The following is a 17153-nucleotide window of genomic DNA, read 5'->3' as shown; positions in this document are numbered from 1 at the left end:
AGTATGACTACATTAAAATTAAGTTCTAGTTCGTCTAAAGGAGATTTTAAAGTACTTGACGGTGCTAAAGAATTGTGTGAAGTGGTGTATAAAAATTGGTTCTCGAGCACTGCGATTACAAACTTGAACAAGTCGGTTATTGAGATCAAGCCTAAAAATATCTGGACGAGCAAAGTAGATCTTTTTAAAAACGACCGCAATGTGGGTGACATCACATTTAACCTTAAGGGGCAGATGGTGATCCGCTACATCAATCCTGATCGCACGGAAGTCAATTATATTCTCAAAAACGTTTCAGGGATTAAGCTGAAGTTTGAGGTGTATAATGCCGAAAAACAACTGCAGTTTAGGCTGATATGCACCAGCAAATGGCATCAACTCAGTTACAATTACGACGTCGAACCGGAAGCTTTTGATAAACAAACTGATCTGGAAGAACTTTTGGTCTATTGCGGGTATGCTGCCAACCTGTACATTTCGATCATTAGCGCGGCAGCGCTTTAGATCGCATTGAGAATTGCTGCTGCTTTGAGCAGCGTATCTTCTTCTTTAGCGAAGCAAAAACGCAACAGATGATCATCACGTTGTTCTTTATTAAATACCGATACCGGAATGCTCGCCAGTCCCTTTTCTTTCGTAAGATATTCGGCAAAGGCAACATCATTTAGATCACTGATTCCTGTATAATCCAGCATTTGAAAATACGTCCCTTCAGAAGATGTAAAGCGAAAACGTGAACCTTGAATCGCGTTTAGGAACACATCGCGTTTCCGCTGATAAAAACTACCCAGATTTAAATAATGCTCAGGTTCGTTCAAGTATTCAGCGAGTGCCACCTGGGTAGGATGGTGCACACAAAACACCGTGTTTTGATGTACTTTATTGAATTCTGCCATCAGCGCTTTGGGCGCAAGACAGTAACCCATTTTCCAACCGGTGGTGTGAAAGGTTTTTCCAAAAGAAGCCGTTACTAGTGCGCGTTCTTTTAAGCCGGGATATGATGCGACACTGCGGTGTTGCTTTTCATCAAATACAATATGCTCATAGACCTCATCGCTCAAGATTAAAATATCGGTGTCTTTTACCAATTCTTCCAGGCGTTTTAAGTCGGTATCCTTCAGCACCATTCCGCTGGGATTATGCGGATTGTTTAAAACCAGCATTCTTGTTTTGGGCGTGATCGCTGCGGCTACCGCATCCCAATCTACCGTAGTGTAAGGTGCATCAAGTTGAACCGGTACGGGAATTCCGCCTTGCAATGCAATCGTAGGTTCATACGTATCGTACGCCGGTTTTAAAACGATAACCTCATCGTCGCGATGCACAAAAGCTGTGATTGCCACATACAAAGCTTCCGAAGCGCCTACAGTGATGCAGATCTCATGTTCCGGATCGTAAGTTGCACCACGAAGCTCCTGTACCATAGCTGCAATGTTTTCGCGTAGCGGAAGATATCCCGCCAGTGGTGCATATTGATTGGCGCCATTTTGCATAGCTTGAGTCACCAACCGAATCAACTCCGGGTCTGTATTAAAATCAGGAAAGCCTTGCGATAAGTTGATGGCGTTGTATTGCGCCGCCATTTTGCTCATCACAGCAAAAATAGATAGTTTGTTCTGCGGAAGTTTACTTCGCATCTTCTTGCTTCAAAAGCTCCACAACCGCTTCTAATTCCTCGTACCAAGGCGCACCAAATTTGCGAATAAGCGCATCTTTAGTAAACTTATATACCGGCACCTGCAGCTCTTTACCCAAAGTACAGGCATCGTCACAAATAGGCCAGCGCTCGTAGTTTACAGCTGTGAATTTAGAATACTTCTGCAAACGCACCGGATACAAATGACACGAGATAGGTTTTCTAAAATCTACCTCGCCCGCATTGTAGGCATCCTCGATCCCACACGAAGCCACCCCTTCTTTGGTAAAGGTCACATAAGCACACTCAGCACCATTGACCAATGGAGTTTCCAGTTGGTCCAGATCGGTTTTAATATGAGTACCTTGAGCTTCGATCGCCGCGATCCCTTCCGGGCGCAAAAAAGGCTTTACCTTAGGGTAGATTTCCTTTAAAATTTCAACTTCCTGAGGTTCAACCGGCGCTCCTGCCTCTCCGGCGATACAACATTCTCCTTTACACGCAGCGAGGTTACAAACAAAATCTTTGTTGATAACGTCTTCTGAAACTATGGTTTGATCTATCTGAAACATAGCGCAAAGATACATGTTCTCCCGCTGAGCGCAGTGTATTTCTACATTCATGTTTTAGAGGCACACGTGCTAAAGCCGTGCGTAATATCTATAGCCATCAGGTACTTTGAAGCACATTATCTAATCGTTAAATCTTTGGGTTTTAATGCTTATTAATCAAAGAAATAGATGTAATTTTGCGCCCTCTTTAAAAAAAGGATAGCGATGGCATTTAATATTAAAGAAATCATAACGGCGACCATGATCCTATTTGCGATCATAGACATCATTGGTAACATCCCGATCATCATTGGGCTGCGTGAAAAGGTAGGGCATATTCAAAGTGAAAAGGCCTCTATCGTAGCGGCTATGTTGATGGTTGTGTTTCTTTTTGTAGGTAAAGAAATCCTGAACCTTATAGGTATTGACGTCAATTCGTTTGCCGTAGCCGGTGCTTTTATTCTGTTTTTTCTGGCTTTAGAAATGATCCTAGGGATCTCCTTGTATAAAGATGACGCTCCTGAAACCGCTAGTGTGGTGCCGCTTGCCTTCCCGTTGATCGCAGGAGCCGGAACAATGACCTCCCTGCTTTCACTGCGTGCGGAGTATGCCGTAGAGAATATCATCGTGGCCATTTTTATCAATATTGTGATCGTTTATGCAGTATTGAAAGCCTCTGGCCGCATCGGAAAAATTCTAGGAAAACAAGGAATTAATATCATACGCAAAATCTTTGGTGTAATTTTGTTAGCGATGGCGGTTAAGCTGTTTACTACAAATATTCAAGGACTCTTTTAAACCCAGCTCATGAAAGTTGCACTCTATATCATTCTTGCTTTGGCAAGCGCTCTATTGATATTTAACCTGACCAAAGTAGATTATAGCGCGCCGCTTAACGGCGATAGTACGGTTGCTGTAATTTCGGTGGTGGCTTGTTTATGTGCGATGTTACTCGTAGTGATTTTACTTATTTCAAGAAAAATTGCCGAAAAGAGCAAGGCGGCTCAGAAGACCAAGACCACCAAAACGCAGTTATAATAGCGCGACAAGCGAGGGATTGATGAATTCATAGACGATCCCTGCGATAAATGTGAGCACGGCAAGTATTAAAAATACTTTGTGCAGCTTTTGATACACTAGCGTACGCTTAAGCTTTTTACGCAGCTCATCATTCTCAATGCGACTCATTTGCTCTTTGATCTCTGCAGCTTTGAGATAAAACGGACTCACCGATATGCCATTAGAGATGAGCAGACCTGCACTGTTGTCTAGCAATCTGAATACTGCTGCAACACAAAAAACAAATATGGAAGCTATAATTACCATAAGCACTACTCGCGGCTCAGTTCTTTAATTTTAATGATGGCAGGATCTTCTTCATTGATCAGTTTTTCAAAAACTGTATTCCCAAAAAGCTGTTGTGCCATTACGGCCTTAAGATAACGCTTTAAATCGTCTTTATAATCCCTTACTCTGATTTTTAAACTGCGTTTACTCATGTAATTCACAAAATCAGTTATGGTTTTATCACTGATGCTTACCGTTTTACTGAATTCTTCAAAAGAAAGGCTGTTGTAGTACGGGCGGCGCTGCTCAATGATCTCAAAAATAAAACGAGACATAAAGCCCGAGCGTAAGGCGTAGGTTATCGCTTCTTTCTCATAATTGGTATCCTTTGGGATAAATACATCAGGGATGATTCCGCCGCCGCCATAGACCACTTTTCCTCCCGGAGTAACATAGCGAAGACTATCGGCTACGGTGATGCTGTCTGCGCTTTGCATCTCCCCGTTTTTATAGCGCGAAAGATAATCTTCATAGTAGGCTTTGTTCCCCGAATCATAAGGTCGCTGAATACTTCTACCTGTAGGCGTGTAGTATCTGGCGATGGTGAGTCTGACTGCGCTACCGTCTCCCAATTGCATTTCTCGCTGCACCAAACCTTTACCAAAAGAACGTCTGCCTACGATAACACCGCGGTCATTGTCTTGTATAGCTCCGGCAACGATCTCACTTGCAGAAGCCGAATTCTCATTGATCAACACATACACCATCCCGTCTTCAAAAGCACCTTCATCGGTAGCATAGGCGTTCTCGATCTTTCCGGTTTTGTTTTTAGTGAACAGAATGAGTTTATCTTCTTTTAAAAACTGATCGGCAATTTGTTCTGCTGCCGAAATATAACCTCCCGGATTTCCGCGCAGGTCAAGAATGAGTTGGGTGGCGCCCTTTCGCTTTAGCGCTACCAAAGCTTTTTCAAATTCTTGAGGGGTACTTTCGGCGAAGCGGTTGATCTTGATGTATCCTAACGTATCGGTCGCCATATACGAAGCGTCAACACTTTTGAGCGGCACTACTGCTCGGGTAACTTTAAAATCGAGCAAACCTTCTACTCCCGGGCGTTTGACTTTGAGCGCTACTTTAGTATTGATCTGGCCTTTTAACTGATTGGTGATCGTATCATCACGCACCACAGCACCGGTTAACGACTGGTTATCTGCCGCCACGATGCGATCGCCACCGCGTATGCCGGCCTTTTCACTTGGACCTCCGGGAATGGCTTGAATGACTGCAATGGTATCTCTAAAGTTGTAAAAACTGATCCCTATACCTACAAAATCCCCTTTCATACTCTCACTCACTTCCTGCAATTCACTCGGAGGAATATACACGGAATGCGGATCGAGATTTTCGAGTATTCCGTTTACGGTAACCTCAACAATACTGTCTGTATTTATAGGATCTACATACTCATAATCTATGTAGTCAATGAGTCGGTTAAGTTTTTCTTTTTTGGCATTTCCGCCTAAAATATTGGTAGGATTGCTGCTGTAGTTGAGCTGGCTCCCAATAAAAATACCCAGGGCCACGGCCACACAGAAAAAGATAGGAAGGTATTTTTTTTGGTAACCGCCCATTTATTCTTCAATATTTTCAATACAGTCTACTTGTACTCCGGCGCGACGTAGAAATTCGATTCCGCTAGGGTCTTTATAGGCTTTGTGAAAAACCACACGTTTGATACCGGCCTGATGTATGAGTTTACTGCATTCGGTACATGGAGAAAGCGTGATATATAAGGTTGCTCCTTCACAAGACTGGGTAGAAGAAGCTACTTTTAAGATCGCATTAGCCTCTGCGTGAAGCACATACCACTTGGTGTAACCTTCATCGTCTTCACATATGTTTTCAAAACCTGTGGGCGTCCCGTTATAACCGTCTGAAATAATCATCTTATCCTTAACGATCAAAGCGCCTACTTGTTTTCTTTTACAGTAAGAAAGTTTTGCCCACTCCTGCGCCATACGTAAATAGGCGATATCGTAGGTCAATTGTTTATCTGAAGTTATTGAAGACATAAATCTAAAATCCCGAAGCTGAAATACAAGTCGTTAAGTTTGCGAAGATAAAAAACTTGCGTCGCTTCTCATCCCACAAAAACTGCTTTACCACGGATAATTTGCTATTAACATCGGAATTACCATACCAATAACAACCGCAGATATGAACATCACCCAATCTCTGCGAGAGAACCTGAAAATGGTTTGGCAGATAAACCCAATGATCAATACGATAAGTGTAATGATGATCTGCGCAGCTTCGATACCTAATGCGAATTCTGCCAGCGGCAGTAACTTATTAGACAAATGAGCCGTTAACTGCTCAAAAAAGCCTGAAAAGCCTAAGCCGTGGATCAACCCAAAAAATAAGGCCGTAATGAGCAATACGCCCAACTTGTCTTTGTGCGCTCCCCTACCTGCAGTAAACACATTGTACAATGCTGCAATAAAAATGGTCACCGGTATTAAAAACTCAATAAGACCGCGGTTGATGCGGACTACATCATATACTGCAAGCAATAATGAGGTGGTATGCCCTAAAGTGAATAAGGTCACCATCAATAACACCCTGCGCCAATCTTTAAACACATAGGGTACTGATAAAACGATAAGAAATAAAACGTGGTCGTATGCCGTGTAATCTAAAACGTGATCAAGACCAATTTTAAAATAGAACCAGAAATCTGACATAGGGGAAACTTAGTATTTTCTCAAAACTACAATTATTTCCCAAAGTTGCGCTGTTAAACGTTAAACTATGTCTAAACAGATTTACCACAAAATGCCGCTTTTGTAATTTCAATTTCAAAATTTACATATGCGCCGTTTTCTTTATGTTTTTACAGCTGCTCTGGGGCTGCTCGTTGTAGTGGCTTGTGGCGCTACACCCGGAATTACCACTACCAAAAAACAATTACCTAACGCCCCATTGTACACGTACATAGATACCAAAGGCAATGTATACTCGATCTCCTCAAAGAAACTGATCTACGAACCAGTCTCAGCAGATAATACCATTGATGGCCTGGATGATGAAGGACGCTATCTGGAACTGAATATTGAGTTGAACGATTATACTAAAATGGCTGCGGAATGTGAACGGCAACTGAATACTACACAAAAAGAATTACCTGCCAACTATACGGGATATGCGATTCCTACGCTTACCCGTAAAGACAGTCTTGAAACGCAAAGCATAGACTTGAGCATCGAAGCAGTAGACGAACTCGATTATGTGATCAAGCCCTTTCTAAACGATGAATAAACCCAAGAATCCCATATTAAGACAAGGCTTTACGCTGTTTCAGTTTCTTAAGAAAACTTATGTGGCTTGGGATCGGAATGACCCGTTTGCTAAAAGTGCGATCATTGCGTATTACACCTTATTCTCGTTGCCTTCACTGCTGATGATCGTCACCTCGATCGCCAGTGCATTTGTAGGTCCCGAAGCTGTACAGGGACGCATTCACGATGAGATCTCAAGATTTATTTCTCCTGAGGTCGCTATCGCCATTGAACAAATGATTGGCAAAGTCACCTTACAAAATGACAATTGGATCACTTTGATCATCAGTATAGGAGCATTGATCTATGGTGCTACCGGAGTGTTTTTTCAGATGAAAAAAACTATGAACACCATCTGGAATGTTACCGAAAAGAACGACAACTTTAAACGGATGCTCATCAACCGGGCGATCGCTTTTGGGATGGTCTTGGTTTTAGGATTTATGCTGCTGGTAGCCTTTGTGATTACCGTACTGCTTAATCTGCTCACAGATTACTTATCACAATTTGCGCCGACTATCACCGTCGTGTTTGCCGATGCCTTGCGATTTCTCATCTCTTTTGCGTTCATCGCCGGCCTCTTTGCTGCAATTTTTAAAATTCTCCCCGATGTAAAAATGGGATATAAAACCACCGTACTTGGCGCCAGCATAACTGCAATTTTATTCTTGGTTGGGGAAAGCATTCTCGGCTATTACTTTGCCAGCAGCAATCCGGCTTCGGTTTATGGAGGCGCTGCTTCGATCGTATTGATTTTACTTTGGGTAAACTATACCTGTTTGATCTTGTTTTTTGGTGCAGAAATCACTGTGCAATATGCCTTGGTCAAAAAGCACAAGATCGTACCTAGCAGCCACGCAAAACTGGCGCATTCCGAAGAAATGGCTGCGCTTCGCGAAAAGGAAAAACAAATAGAAGCTGATAAAAAAAAAGCCATAGAATTAGCGACCAATCCTGAAGAACCGCCAAAAACCTAATCCGTTTTCCGTATTAGAGCGATGTATACAGGAAAGTGATCGCTGTAGCCTCCTGTGTAATTTCCGTTAGCGAAACTGCGAAAAGGATAGCCTTTGTAAGGCCCTTCTGGAGTTTGCAAAAAGCGTTTATTGAATATTCCTGCTTTATAAAACTGAAAAGTCTCGTAGTCTTTAGAAAGCCAAGCGGCAGAAAGCAAGATCTGATCAAATAAGTTCCAGCTGTCCCGATATGCCAGCGTACCCTGACCGCGTTTGGCCATACGTTCCATAGGGTTATAAATCTCGCGCAAACCTACTGCTTCTACACGAGCTTTGGTTTTCAATACCTTCTTTAAGCTTTTGTCTTTAGGGTCATCATTAAGATCCCCCATACTCACGATTTTAGCATAGGGTTCCTGACTTAATATAGAATCCATAATCTTTTTATTCAAGGCTGCGGCCGCCATACGTCGTGGTCGGGTGCGTGCTTCTCCTCCGCTTCGCGACGGCCAGTGATTGACGATCACGTGCATACGCTCTCCGGCCAAATTACCGGTTACCAGAAGTTGGTCTCGCGTATAAATACGTTTGTCTTCACGCTCGGTATCGTACAATTCCAGTTCAAAAACTTTGCTATTGATGACTTGAAAGACTTGCGTATTATAGAGCAGTCCTACATCAATTCCGCGCCGATCAGGAGAGTCGTAATGAACAATCCCATAATGCGCTGAGCGCAATACTTCCTGGCCGGTAAGCTCTTGAAGCACTTTTAGGTTTTCAATTTCAGCCACACCGAGTATTGCGGGCGGCCCTTGAGCTTCCTCCGGACCAATCTGCGCAATGACCTCAGCCATTTTTGCTAGTTTATCGGTATAGATTTCCTGCGTCCAGCGGTCTTTTCCATCAGGGGTACGATCGTCATCGTAAGTTATGGGATCATTTTCGGTATCAAAAAGATTCTCAAGATTGTAAAATGCCAGCGTAAGCATTTGATACTGTTGCACTTCCTGACCAAAAACACACAGAAATGGGATAAAAAAGCACACTACTAGAACACTTAATCGAATATTTCGCATAACACACCTAAAATCAAATAGTTAAGATACATTATTTTCTACTTTAGATACGTACGCCCCTAGAAAATTTTAAATCTGGACGCTTCGTGTACAAATTTGCTACGGTCTTAATGCTGTTTCTTTATAGTGCTTCTGCAATTGCACAATATGCCCGCATACGCGGCACAGTTAAAGATGCAGCTACTTCAAGTGCACTTCCTGAAGTTGAGGTTTTTGTGCAAAAAACCAACTACACCACCCAAACCGATGCTGACGGAAATTTTGACTTCACCCCTCAAGTACCGCCGGGCAGCTATACACTCGTATTGCGTAAATCTGGCTATCTCTCGCTCACGATCCCGGTGAATCTTATTCCTGATCAAGAACTGGTTCTAGAATACCTACCCTTAGAAATTGATCTTGCTGAAGCCAATGAGCAAATTACCCTCATCAGTCTTTCTGACGTACAACTCAACGATGACAATGAGCAACGCGACAATGCCGTATCAGGACTACTAGGCGCCACAAATGATGTATTTAGCAATGCTGCTGCTTTTGATTTTAGCAGCACGTTTTTTAGACCTCGAGGCTTAGACAGCAAATACAGCCGGGTCATCATCAACGGACTCGTACTGAATAAATTCAATACCGGCAGACCGCAGTGGAGCAACTGGGGCGGACTCAACGATGTGATGCGCAACAGGGAATTTAGTATGGGTTTGACCGCCAGTGATTACAGCTTTGGCGCGCCGGCAGGCACCTTACATTTTAATATGCACGCATCATCGTATCGGCCCGGAGGTCGTATTTCGTACGCTACCGCAAATCGCACCTATACCGGCAGAGTTATGGCAAGTTACAACAGCGGGGTCACGGCTGATAACTGGGCGTATTCTGTTTTAGTATCACGAAGATTTGGACAAGAAGGCGCTATAGACGGCACCTTTTATGACGCCAATTCGTTGTTCTTTGCTGCGGAAAAAATACTTTCAGAAACACACCGTATCAATCTTTCATTCCTCTATACGCCTAATCGCAGAGGCCGAAGCACCGCATTAACTCAAGAAGTAATCGATCTGAAAGGCTACACGTATAATCCCAACTGGGGATTTCAAAATAATGAAGCACGCAATGCACGCGTGCGTGCCATTGAAGAACCCTTAGTGTTGCTTTCCCATCATTGGCAACTAGGGAAACAAGCAAGCTTGCATACCAATCTGGGGTATCAATGGGGAACCACTAAAAATTCGCGTATTGATTACACCGGAAGCACTTTGATTAGCAACCCTAACGAGCAAGAGCATTTTGTAGGTGGCGCAAGAAATCCGGCTCCCAATTATTACCAAAACCTTCCCAGCTATTTTTTGCGCTACCCCAATCCATCAGCAGTGCAATACCAGCAAGCGTATTTAGCTGAACAAGAATTTAGAAACGACGGGCAACTCGAATGGCAGGCTTTATATGAAGCAAATGAAACAGCAGTGCGTTCCGGACTGAATACCATCTATGCGATACAACAAGACGTAAATCAAGACCAACTCTTCACAGGAAATATTAGGTACAAAGCACAAATGTCAGAACATTTTGATGTCAATTTTGGAATTTACGGTTCGGCATTACAAAGCGAGCAGTATGCGGAACTAGATGATCTTCTTGGCGGAAACGTCTGGTTGGATATAGACAGTTTTGCGGAAGACGATAACACAACCGGCGGAGATCTAGCACAAAGTGATTTGCAAAACCGCAACCGACTGGTACAACCCGGAGACCGGTATAAATACAATTACGGAATTGCCGCCAGGCAAATAGGCACTTTTGCGCAACTAGAAGCCACTTATAATCATCTGGATTTCTATGCTGCCCTAAATGCAGAACAAACCTCTTATCAGCGGGAAGGATATTACGAAAACGGTTATTACCCGGGCGCCTTGTCTTTAGGTAAGAGTGAACCGGTGCGCTTTACGAGTTTGGGCGCCAAAGCCGGAATCACGTATAAATTCAACAGTAAGCATTTTGCGTTACTAAATGCCGGATTTCTAGAACAACCTCCTGGCTTCAACACCGTTTTTACCAACGCCAGGCAACATAATGCAATACTTGAAAATCCGCAATCAGAGCGGTTGATCGATTTGGATGCCAGTTATATTTATCGAGGTTCTGATCTTAAACTGCGCTTGACCGGTTACCTGCTTAATTTCACTCAAGGAAGTGAGGTTTCTTATTTCTATACCCAGTCGATGCAAACCCCGCTGATTGATCAAGGCAATGCACTTGTGCAAGAGAGCACTACTCATATTGCAAGACAAAATCTAGGTTTAGAATTTGGTGCGTCTTACAGCATACTCCCTACGTTGACTTTAAAAGCGGCGGCTGCCTTTGGCCAAAATATGTATACTCAAGATGCTCAGGTATACTACACCACCACGCTTGCTGAAACTCCCATTCGTTTTGGAGATGGCAGTGCCAAACTTAAAAACTATCACGTCGCAGGAGGCCCTGAACGTGCCTATCAACTGGGTTTTGACTATCGAGATCCTGATTTCTGGTGGTTGGGCGCCAGTGTAAATAGATTCTCCAACGCTTATGTAGATGTAAGCTATTTACGGCGATCAGGAGCTTTCAGCAGCGACTATGACGGACAAGCTTTTAATGATTACACTGCTAAAGTGGCACAAGAACTTTTAAAGCAAGAGCAGCTAGACGCCTATTATCTAGTCAACATCGTAGGCGGTAAATCCTGGCGTGTAAAAAGCTATACTTTGGGGTTTTTCGGGCTACTGAACAATGCGTTGAACACCCGCTATAAAACCGGCGGTTTTGAAGATTCGCGTATAGGAGATTACAGAAGTTTATTAGAAGAACGTGCCCGGGATACTCCGCTATTTGGCAACAGGTATTTTCTGGGATATGGCGCTACATTTTATTTAAACTTTTATGTGCGGTTTTAATAATTCGCTTCGGCCTCATTAATAGAATATATTATGAAACTACCTTGTATATACCTCATCACATCCTTTTTGCTTCTAGGCTGTGTGACTTCAGAATTTGAAATTCCGGAAACTGAAAGTGCATCGGTCACTCCTGAAGGCACTGAAATCAGTATTACCGCAGTACTCAACAGCCTGCGGCAAAGTAGCGAATCCATCATAAGTTTCGACGCCACTGACACTTACTTTACAGGCTATGTGATCAGTAGCGATGTCGCCGGTAATTTTTACCACGAACTCATCGTGCAAGATGCTGCTGAAAATCCCACGGCCGGTATCACGCTTCAATTGAATGCTAATGCGCTGTACACACAGTATGAGCCGGGCAGAAAAATCTATGTTTATCTTGACGGTCTTGCGCTTACCACAGAAAATGGGGTGCTGCAATTGGGCATCCGTGACGGAAACGGCATTACAGAGATTCCTAATTCGGTTATTGGGAATCATATTTTACGCGATGCGGAAGTAGCGCAACTGGTTCCTTTGCCTATAGCCATTTCGGAATTTTCTGAGGCTTATGAGAATATCCTCATTCAGCTTGATCGCGCGCAATTTAACCGAAATGAGGTTCTAGGTTCTTCGATTAAAACCTATGCCGGAGAGCCCACTGATGAATATGATGGGATACGCTTGCTTGAAACTTGTGAACCCCGCGGAAGAACTTTAGTAAGCACCAGTACCTTTTCGAAGTTCAAATCGGTTGCACTTCCCACCGGTTCCGGAACCATTTCAGGCATTCTAAGTCGGGATTTTTATGATGACTTCTATATTTTGAGAATCAATACCACCGAAGCTGTCGCTTTTGAAGATACGAGTCGCTGCGACCCTGAATTGTACCGTTGTGGTCTGGCAGAAGCCGAAGGCACAACGGTACTGTTTGCAGATGACTTTAGTGAACAGTCGCGTAACAATCCCATTGAAGGTAACGGCTGGACCAACTATGTAGAATACGGAGTTCAAGCTTGGGAAGCTTATACCGCTACCGGCACCAACGCTTCTCAGGGTATTTCGGCACGCATAGATTCGTATCAATCAGGAGATGCGCTTAGTGTTTGCTGGCTGATCACTCCGGCTATTGATTTAGCAACCACAACTAACGTACGTTTACGTTTTGAAACCAGCAGCAGTTTTGCAGACGGTAGTGATCTTGAGGTATTGTTTAGCAGCGATTGGGATGGTGATCCCACAACGATCACACTGGCCAGCTGGGCAATTCTGGACGAAGCTTTTGTGATTAGAGATCTTGACTTTTTTGGTGATTGGTACAGTAGTGGAATTGTGAACCTTTCGTGCTCTCCTGCAAATAACGGCTATATCGCATTTAAATACACCGGAAGCACTCAAGAAGCCTTTGACGGCACCTACCAGTTAGACAACATTAGCATCACTGCAGACTAAACCTAAACTACCTCGGGCCAGTTTGCGAGAGATTCTACCATTTGGTGGCGCCAATTAAATTGGTATTTTTAAGAAACTAAAAACCAATCATCTTGATCAAAACTACCCTTTTCAGTCTTCTGTTTATTTGCTTGATTGCATGCAGTTCTACAAACGAGCAAAAACAGACTCCTTCCCAATTTAGCGAAGAACAAACCAGCCTCATTATGGCTGCCGATTCTGTGACCCCTATGCGTGTTTTTAAGATCACTAACAAACAAGATTCCCTTTTGCTGCGTACGCCCAGTGAGCACGTAAATGTAGACCCAAAAGATACTGTACTGATGAACCTCATCAACCGAATGTATGCTACAGTACGCGATAGCCTATCTCTGGGTGCAGGTATTGCTGCGCCTCAAGTGGGTATTCTAAAAAACATAGCTTGGGTGCAACGTTTTGACAAGGAAGGTTTTCCTTTTGAAGTGATCATCAATCCCGTGATCAGGCAGTATTCAAAGAAAAAACAAGACTGTCCCGAAGGTTGTTTGTCGATTCCCGGACGTCGGGATACCTTGTCTTCCCGCGCGTATGCGATTTTAGTGGAATATGATACTCCCGATGCTTCTCACGAGATCGAAATGGTTGAAGATTTTACAGCAGTCGTCTTTCAGCATGAGATTGATCATCTTAACGGAATTCTGTATTTAGATCACCTAAAACAAGAAGTTAAAGACGCCGAAGGCTTGATGACCTTAGATACGCTTTCTAATTAAAATACCGGGTAACGGGTATTAATCCATTTACTGCCTTTATTTAATTTTAATTTCTAAAAACTAAAATATATGTCGCTTGAACACAAAGGAATAGAAGGTCTTATTTACCTAGGCAGCAAAGCTGAGGATTATGAACAACTGGTATATGCTTCATCACTTTACGGCACCTTTTTTACAGTTTATGGAACGTTTGTAGTTGAACAGAAGGGAGCAAACAAAATACACATTAAGAGCGCAACTTTCAGATTGAAAAACTACAAAGGCATATTAGATTTGGGACTACGAAAAGTCACATTTGATTCTGACCTTCAAGAATTTAAACTTAAAATTAAAGCTTTAAAAAAGAACAAAGAAAAGTCAATAAGTTGCATCGATATCGACCCAACTAGACAATTGAAGTTCATCAGGAAACTAGATCAGATAGGAACTAAAAAGAGCCGCAAGTACCTTCACGATGATGAGTTTTATTACCGAGATGGTAATTTCAAAATGAAAAGGCCCCCTTACGATCTGCTGAATAATACTAACTGTGATGCTATTCAGCGTTGTATTGAAACGAAAGTACCTTTTGAACTTGACTCCATTGAGAAAGCCGACCTTGCCCCCGGCGGACGGTGCATGATGTCTGAATTGAAAATTTTGACTTAATGCGGTGGGTGCTGTGGCATGTCATAGGGTTTTTAAGTTTTAGCCTTGCTTTTGGTCAGGAAAATGACCTCTCTAAATTTGACACCTATTTTCAAGCTTTAAAAACACTTGAACACCAAGAGGCCTTAACCCAGCTCAGCACTATTGAAGACACGCTGTATTCTCAGCCTTTAAACACCTTTGCACAGCTCACGTATCAAGGATTTTCCGGCAGTCCCGAAAACTTTAAAGCCGAGTGTGTGCTGCGCACAAGCGATGACCCTTTTTTAAATGCAGTTTACCGGCTGAATACCGGCTATTATAAGTTTTACTTTTTACAAGACCGCACCGCGGCATATCCTCATTTTTACAAAGCATTAAAAAGCGCAAATCAGCTCGCCTACGCGCCGCTTCAGCGTAGGGTTTTACGAGCCATTTTACAGTACTTTCATCACGAGATCGCACGTAACAATAATAACTACCAGATATTTCTAGATCAATATCAAGACCTTATTCTGGATAGTAACGATCAGGTTTATTTTCAGATCTATGAAGTCATTTTTCACTCTTCAGAAATCGATATTAAATCGGTTTATTATACTAAAGCGCCGCTGCTTGAAGGCTTAATCTCTCAGTTAGCGCCCGACAGCAAATTACTACCGAAGCTGTATCTGGAGATCGCTTTATATCACGAATTGATCAAAGAATATGACCGGGCAGCTTACTATTATCAAAAAGTATTTGATGAAGGTAAAGACATTCCCTATTATAACGACAGTAGGTTTTCTGCCATTACCAAATTGGCCTACCTACAGCACCTAAAAGGAAACTCTCAGGAAGCCCTCAAAAAATTAGAAGAAGTATCTTGTTGTTTCAATCCGCAGGACTCCTTAAAAAACACCTTTTTTGTAGAATATTATACTTCCCTTTTTTATGAAGGTCTAGGGGCAGATTCATTAGCGCTGGCACATTACAAAACCTATGTTGAAGCAGGACACAATATCAATTTCAGAGATAATTCGTTAGAAATATCCCGGTTACAGGTAGAACTGGAAACTGAAAAAAAGGCCAATGACCTCCTGCTGGAAAAACAAGAAAAGAAACGCATCCTGGTTTTAACCGTGGGACTTTTAGTAGCGCTCGTTATTCTTTTATTGATAGCCTATCTTATTCTTAACAACAGCAGAAAACGGCGCAAATTAGCCGAACAAGAACGGGAGCTAGAAAAAGAACGCGTAGCCAATCTCTTAAAAGATCAAGAACTTGCCAGTATAGATGCAATGATCGCCGGTCAGGAAAAAGAACGTTCGCGCATTGCCGGTGAATTACACGACGATCTGGGTGCCCTAATGACTAATGTGCGTATGCATTTTGAATCACTTAAATCTTCTCAAGCTCCCGAACTCTTTGATAAAACCGATGCTCTGCTTCACGAAGCCTATCAAAAAGTACGCAGTATAGCACACGCTAAAAATTCAGGAGTTATTGCCAATCAGGGTCTTTTAAAGGCAGTAAAAGATCTGGCAAAAAAAGTATCACAACTCAACGCTTTAGAAATACAAGTAGTGCATCACGGGATGACTAACCGACTTGAAAACAGCCTTGAACTGAGTATTTTCAGAATCATTCAAGAACTCATCGCTAACATCATCAAGCACGCACAGGCCACAACCGCAACTATTCACGTGATCAATCACGGAGATTCGCTCAATATTATGGTTGAAGATGATGGCTTAGGGTTTGACCCTAAGCACATAAGTCTGCGCAGTCAGGGAATGGGCATCAGCAGTATTGACAAACGTGTAAACCACCTAGACGGAAGCCTCACTATAGAGTCGGCTCCGGGCGAAGGAGCAACTATAATTATAGATATACCTTTATGATACGTATAGCAATAGGAGAAGATCACCAATCTTTAATTGACGGCATCGCACTGTTGATCAGAGATGAAGCGCATATTCAACTTGTTTGCAGCGCAACTAATGGCTTAGAACTCGTTCAAGCCGTACGTAAATATCAACCCGATGTGATCATCACTGATATACGTATGCCGAAGATGGACGGGATTCAAGCTACGGAAATCATCAAAAAAGAGTTTCCTGAGATTGCGGTGATCGCTTTTACCATGTTTGATCAGCAAGATGCAGTGCAGCAAATGCTTGATGCCGGAGCATCGGGATATATTTTGAAGAATTCAAGTTTACAAACTTTAAAAAAAGCTATAGAAACTGTAGCTGAAGGAACACCCTTTTTTGACTCTCAAATTGAGCTCAATAATTTTGAAGATGATCATACGGCCACTTCAAAAAACGGTTTGCTTACTAAACGCCAACTTGAAATATTACGCCTCATAGCTCACGGAAAAACTTCACGCGAGATCGCAGACGAACTCTTTATCGGGGTGCATACGGTAGACACCCACCGTAAAAATATGATGCGTATTCTTGAACTCAAAGGAAAAGGCGAATTGCTTCGGTATGCGTTAGATCGAAAGTATGATTTTTAAACAGCAAGCAACAGGCTCTTTTTGTGTCATTCTTATAAAAAACGCTTCGGTAGTTCTGAA

General features: G+C 42.7%; 18 protein-coding genes. 11 read left to right on the top strand and 7 right to left on the bottom strand.

What is annotated here, in order from left to right:
- Positions 1 to 3: 3 nt before the first annotated feature.
- Positions 4 to 504, top strand: a complete 501-nt coding sequence (locus BUA96_RS10680) for an aminotransferase (RefSeq protein ID WP_072982981.1) — start codon at positions 4 to 6, stop codon at positions 502 to 504.
- Here the strand turns inward: BUA96_RS10680 and BUA96_RS10675 are convergent.
- Complete coding sequence (locus BUA96_RS10675) at positions 501 to 1637, bottom strand: methionine aminotransferase (RefSeq protein ID WP_072982979.1); 1137 nt, start codon at positions 1635 to 1637, stop codon at positions 501 to 503. The two genes, BUA96_RS10680 and BUA96_RS10675, sit on opposite strands and share 4 nt — an antisense overlap.
- Complete coding sequence (locus BUA96_RS10670) at positions 1627 to 2208, bottom strand: DUF3109 family protein (protein ID WP_072983818.1); 582 nt, start codon at positions 2206 to 2208, stop codon at positions 1627 to 1629. Before BUA96_RS10670 ends, BUA96_RS10675 begins: the two co-directional genes overlap by 11 nt.
- A gap of 204 nt (positions 2209 to 2412) precedes the next feature.
- On the opposite strand from BUA96_RS10670, the gene BUA96_RS10665 reads away from it, so the two are divergent.
- Together BUA96_RS10665 and BUA96_RS10660 are read left to right on the top strand one after the other, a co-directional pair.
- Positions 2413 to 2985 (top strand): MarC family protein, encoded by a 573-nt coding sequence (locus BUA96_RS10665; protein ID WP_072982977.1) that lies wholly within the window; start codon positions 2413 to 2415, stop codon positions 2983 to 2985.
- 9 nt (positions 2986 to 2994) lie between these two features.
- Positions 2995 to 3225: a hypothetical protein gene (locus BUA96_RS10660; protein WP_072982975.1), complete on the top strand. Its 231-nt coding sequence runs from the start codon at positions 2995 to 2997 to the stop codon at positions 3223 to 3225.
- Here the strand turns inward: BUA96_RS10660 and BUA96_RS10655 are convergent.
- The 4 genes from BUA96_RS10655 to BUA96_RS10640 all read right to left on the bottom strand — a co-directional run bounded on the left by BUA96_RS10655 (position 3220) and on the right by BUA96_RS10640 (position 6218).
- Entirely contained in the window at positions 3220 to 3513 is a 294-nt protein-coding gene (locus tag BUA96_RS10655) for a hypothetical protein (RefSeq protein WP_072982974.1), read from the bottom strand. The genes BUA96_RS10660 and BUA96_RS10655 overlap by 6 nt on opposite strands.
- A 5-nt stretch (positions 3514 to 3518) precedes the next feature.
- The gene (locus BUA96_RS10650; protein ID WP_072982972.1) at positions 3519 to 5105 is read right to left on the bottom strand and encodes a S41 family peptidase; all 1587 of its coding nucleotides are present in this window, start codon (positions 5103 to 5105) and stop codon (positions 3519 to 3521) included.
- Positions 5106 to 5546: a deoxycytidylate deaminase gene (locus tag BUA96_RS10645; protein WP_072982969.1), complete on the bottom strand. Its 441-nt coding sequence runs from the start codon at positions 5544 to 5546 to the stop codon at positions 5106 to 5108.
- A gap of 87 nt (positions 5547 to 5633) precedes the next feature.
- The gene (locus BUA96_RS10640) at positions 5634 to 6218 is read right to left on the bottom strand and encodes a HupE/UreJ family protein (protein WP_072982967.1); all 585 of its coding nucleotides are present in this window, start codon (positions 6216 to 6218) and stop codon (positions 5634 to 5636) included.
- Between the two features lie 127 nt (positions 6219 to 6345).
- Here BUA96_RS10640 and BUA96_RS10635 point away from each other — a divergent pair, with 127 nt between their 5' ends.
- The gene (locus tag BUA96_RS10635; protein ID WP_072982966.1) at positions 6346 to 6792 is read left to right on the top strand and encodes a hypothetical protein; all 447 of its coding nucleotides are present in this window, start codon (positions 6346 to 6348) and stop codon (positions 6790 to 6792) included.
- The gene (locus BUA96_RS10630; protein WP_072982964.1) at positions 6785 to 7789 is read left to right on the top strand and encodes a YihY/virulence factor BrkB family protein; all 1005 of its coding nucleotides are present in this window, start codon (positions 6785 to 6787) and stop codon (positions 7787 to 7789) included. The genes BUA96_RS10635 and BUA96_RS10630 overlap by 8 nt, the downstream gene beginning before the upstream one ends.
- Here BUA96_RS10630 and BUA96_RS10625 read toward each other — a convergent pair.
- Positions 7786 to 8844, bottom strand: coding sequence for an endonuclease/exonuclease/phosphatase family protein (locus BUA96_RS10625; RefSeq protein WP_072982963.1), 1059 nt, complete (start codon positions 8842 to 8844; stop codon positions 7786 to 7788). The genes BUA96_RS10630 and BUA96_RS10625 overlap by 4 nt on opposite strands.
- A gap of 110 nt (positions 8845 to 8954) precedes the next feature.
- On the opposite strand from BUA96_RS10625, the gene BUA96_RS10620 reads away from it, so the two are divergent.
- The 6 genes from BUA96_RS10620 (at position 8955) to BUA96_RS10595 (ending at position 17093) form a co-directional block, all read left to right on the top strand.
- Positions 8955 to 11771 carry a carboxypeptidase regulatory-like domain-containing protein gene (locus BUA96_RS10620; protein ID WP_072983817.1) on the top strand — a complete coding sequence of 939 codons (2817 nt, stop codon included), beginning with the start codon at positions 8955 to 8957 and terminating at the stop codon, positions 11769 to 11771.
- Between the two features lie 33 nt (positions 11772 to 11804).
- Complete coding sequence (locus BUA96_RS10615) at positions 11805 to 13208, top strand: DUF5689 domain-containing protein (RefSeq protein WP_072982961.1); 1404 nt, start codon at positions 11805 to 11807, stop codon at positions 13206 to 13208.
- A gap of 206 nt (positions 13209 to 13414) precedes the next feature.
- Positions 13415 to 13960 (top strand): peptide deformylase, encoded by a 546-nt coding sequence (locus tag BUA96_RS10610; protein ID WP_233430637.1) that lies wholly within the window; start codon positions 13415 to 13417, stop codon positions 13958 to 13960.
- 69 nt (positions 13961 to 14029) lie between these two features.
- Positions 14030 to 14608, top strand: a complete 579-nt coding sequence (locus BUA96_RS10605; protein ID WP_072982957.1) for a hypothetical protein — start codon at positions 14030 to 14032, stop codon at positions 14606 to 14608.
- Positions 14608 to 16470 carry a sensor histidine kinase gene (locus BUA96_RS10600; RefSeq protein ID WP_072982955.1) on the top strand — a complete coding sequence of 621 codons (1863 nt, stop codon included), beginning with the start codon at positions 14608 to 14610 and terminating at the stop codon, positions 16468 to 16470. The genes BUA96_RS10605 and BUA96_RS10600 overlap by 1 nt, the downstream gene beginning before the upstream one ends.
- The gene (locus tag BUA96_RS10595; RefSeq protein ID WP_072982954.1) at positions 16467 to 17093 is read left to right on the top strand and encodes a response regulator; all 627 of its coding nucleotides are present in this window, start codon (positions 16467 to 16469) and stop codon (positions 17091 to 17093) included. Before BUA96_RS10600 ends, BUA96_RS10595 begins: the two co-directional genes overlap by 4 nt.
- The last annotated feature ends 60 nt before the right edge of the window (positions 17094 to 17153 follow it).

The organism is Leeuwenhoekiella palythoae, assembly GCF_900130045.1.
Classification (GTDB): Bacteria; Bacteroidota; Bacteroidia; order Flavobacteriales; family Flavobacteriaceae; genus Leeuwenhoekiella; species Leeuwenhoekiella palythoae.
This window is presented reverse-complemented; position numbering and strand designations above follow the sequence as displayed.

Bases quoted from the DNA above. Each gene is read 5' to 3' on its own strand.
- BUA96_RS10635 (WP_072982966.1), top strand. From the start codon at position 6,346: ATGCGCCGTTTTCTTTATGTTTTTACAGCTGCTCTGGGGCTGCTCGTT.
- BUA96_RS10675 (WP_072982979.1), bottom strand. From the start codon at position 1,637: ATGCGAAGTAAACTTCCGCAGAACAAACTATCTATTTTTGCTGTGATG.
- BUA96_RS10680 (WP_072982981.1), top strand. From the start codon at position 4: ATGACTACATTAAAATTAAGTTCTAGTTCGTCTAAAGGAGATTTTAAA.
- BUA96_RS10610 (WP_233430637.1), top strand. From the start codon at position 13,415: ATGGCTGCCGATTCTGTGACCCCTATGCGTGTTTTTAAGATCACTAAC.
- BUA96_RS10670 (WP_072983818.1), bottom strand. From the start codon at position 2,208: ATGTTTCAGATAGATCAAACCATAGTTTCAGAAGACGTTATCAACAAA.
- BUA96_RS10645 (WP_072982969.1), bottom strand. From the start codon at position 5,546: ATGTCTTCAATAACTTCAGATAAACAATTGACCTACGATATCGCCTAT.
- BUA96_RS10655 (WP_072982974.1), bottom strand. From the start codon at position 3,513: ATGGTAATTATAGCTTCCATATTTGTTTTTTGTGTTGCAGCAGTATTC.
- BUA96_RS10615 (WP_072982961.1), top strand. From the start codon at position 11,805: ATGAAACTACCTTGTATATACCTCATCACATCCTTTTTGCTTCTAGGC.
- BUA96_RS10605 (WP_072982957.1), top strand. From the start codon at position 14,030: ATGTCGCTTGAACACAAAGGAATAGAAGGTCTTATTTACCTAGGCAGC.
- BUA96_RS10665 (WP_072982977.1), top strand. From the start codon at position 2,413: ATGGCATTTAATATTAAAGAAATCATAACGGCGACCATGATCCTATTT.
- BUA96_RS10625 (WP_072982963.1), bottom strand. From the start codon at position 8,844: ATGCGAAATATTCGATTAAGTGTTCTAGTAGTGTGCTTTTTTATCCCA.
- BUA96_RS10595 (WP_072982954.1), top strand. From the start codon at position 16,467: ATGATACGTATAGCAATAGGAGAAGATCACCAATCTTTAATTGACGGC.
- BUA96_RS10620 (WP_072983817.1), top strand. From the start codon at position 8,955: ATGCTGTTTCTTTATAGTGCTTCTGCAATTGCACAATATGCCCGCATA.
- BUA96_RS10630 (WP_072982964.1), top strand. From the start codon at position 6,785: ATGAATAAACCCAAGAATCCCATATTAAGACAAGGCTTTACGCTGTTT.
- BUA96_RS10600 (WP_072982955.1), top strand. From the start codon at position 14,608: ATGCGGTGGGTGCTGTGGCATGTCATAGGGTTTTTAAGTTTTAGCCTT.
- BUA96_RS10660 (WP_072982975.1), top strand. From the start codon at position 2,995: ATGAAAGTTGCACTCTATATCATTCTTGCTTTGGCAAGCGCTCTATTG.
- BUA96_RS10640 (WP_072982967.1), bottom strand. From the start codon at position 6,218: ATGTCAGATTTCTGGTTCTATTTTAAAATTGGTCTTGATCACGTTTTA.
- BUA96_RS10650 (WP_072982972.1), bottom strand. From the start codon at position 5,105: ATGGGCGGTTACCAAAAAAAATACCTTCCTATCTTTTTCTGTGTGGCC.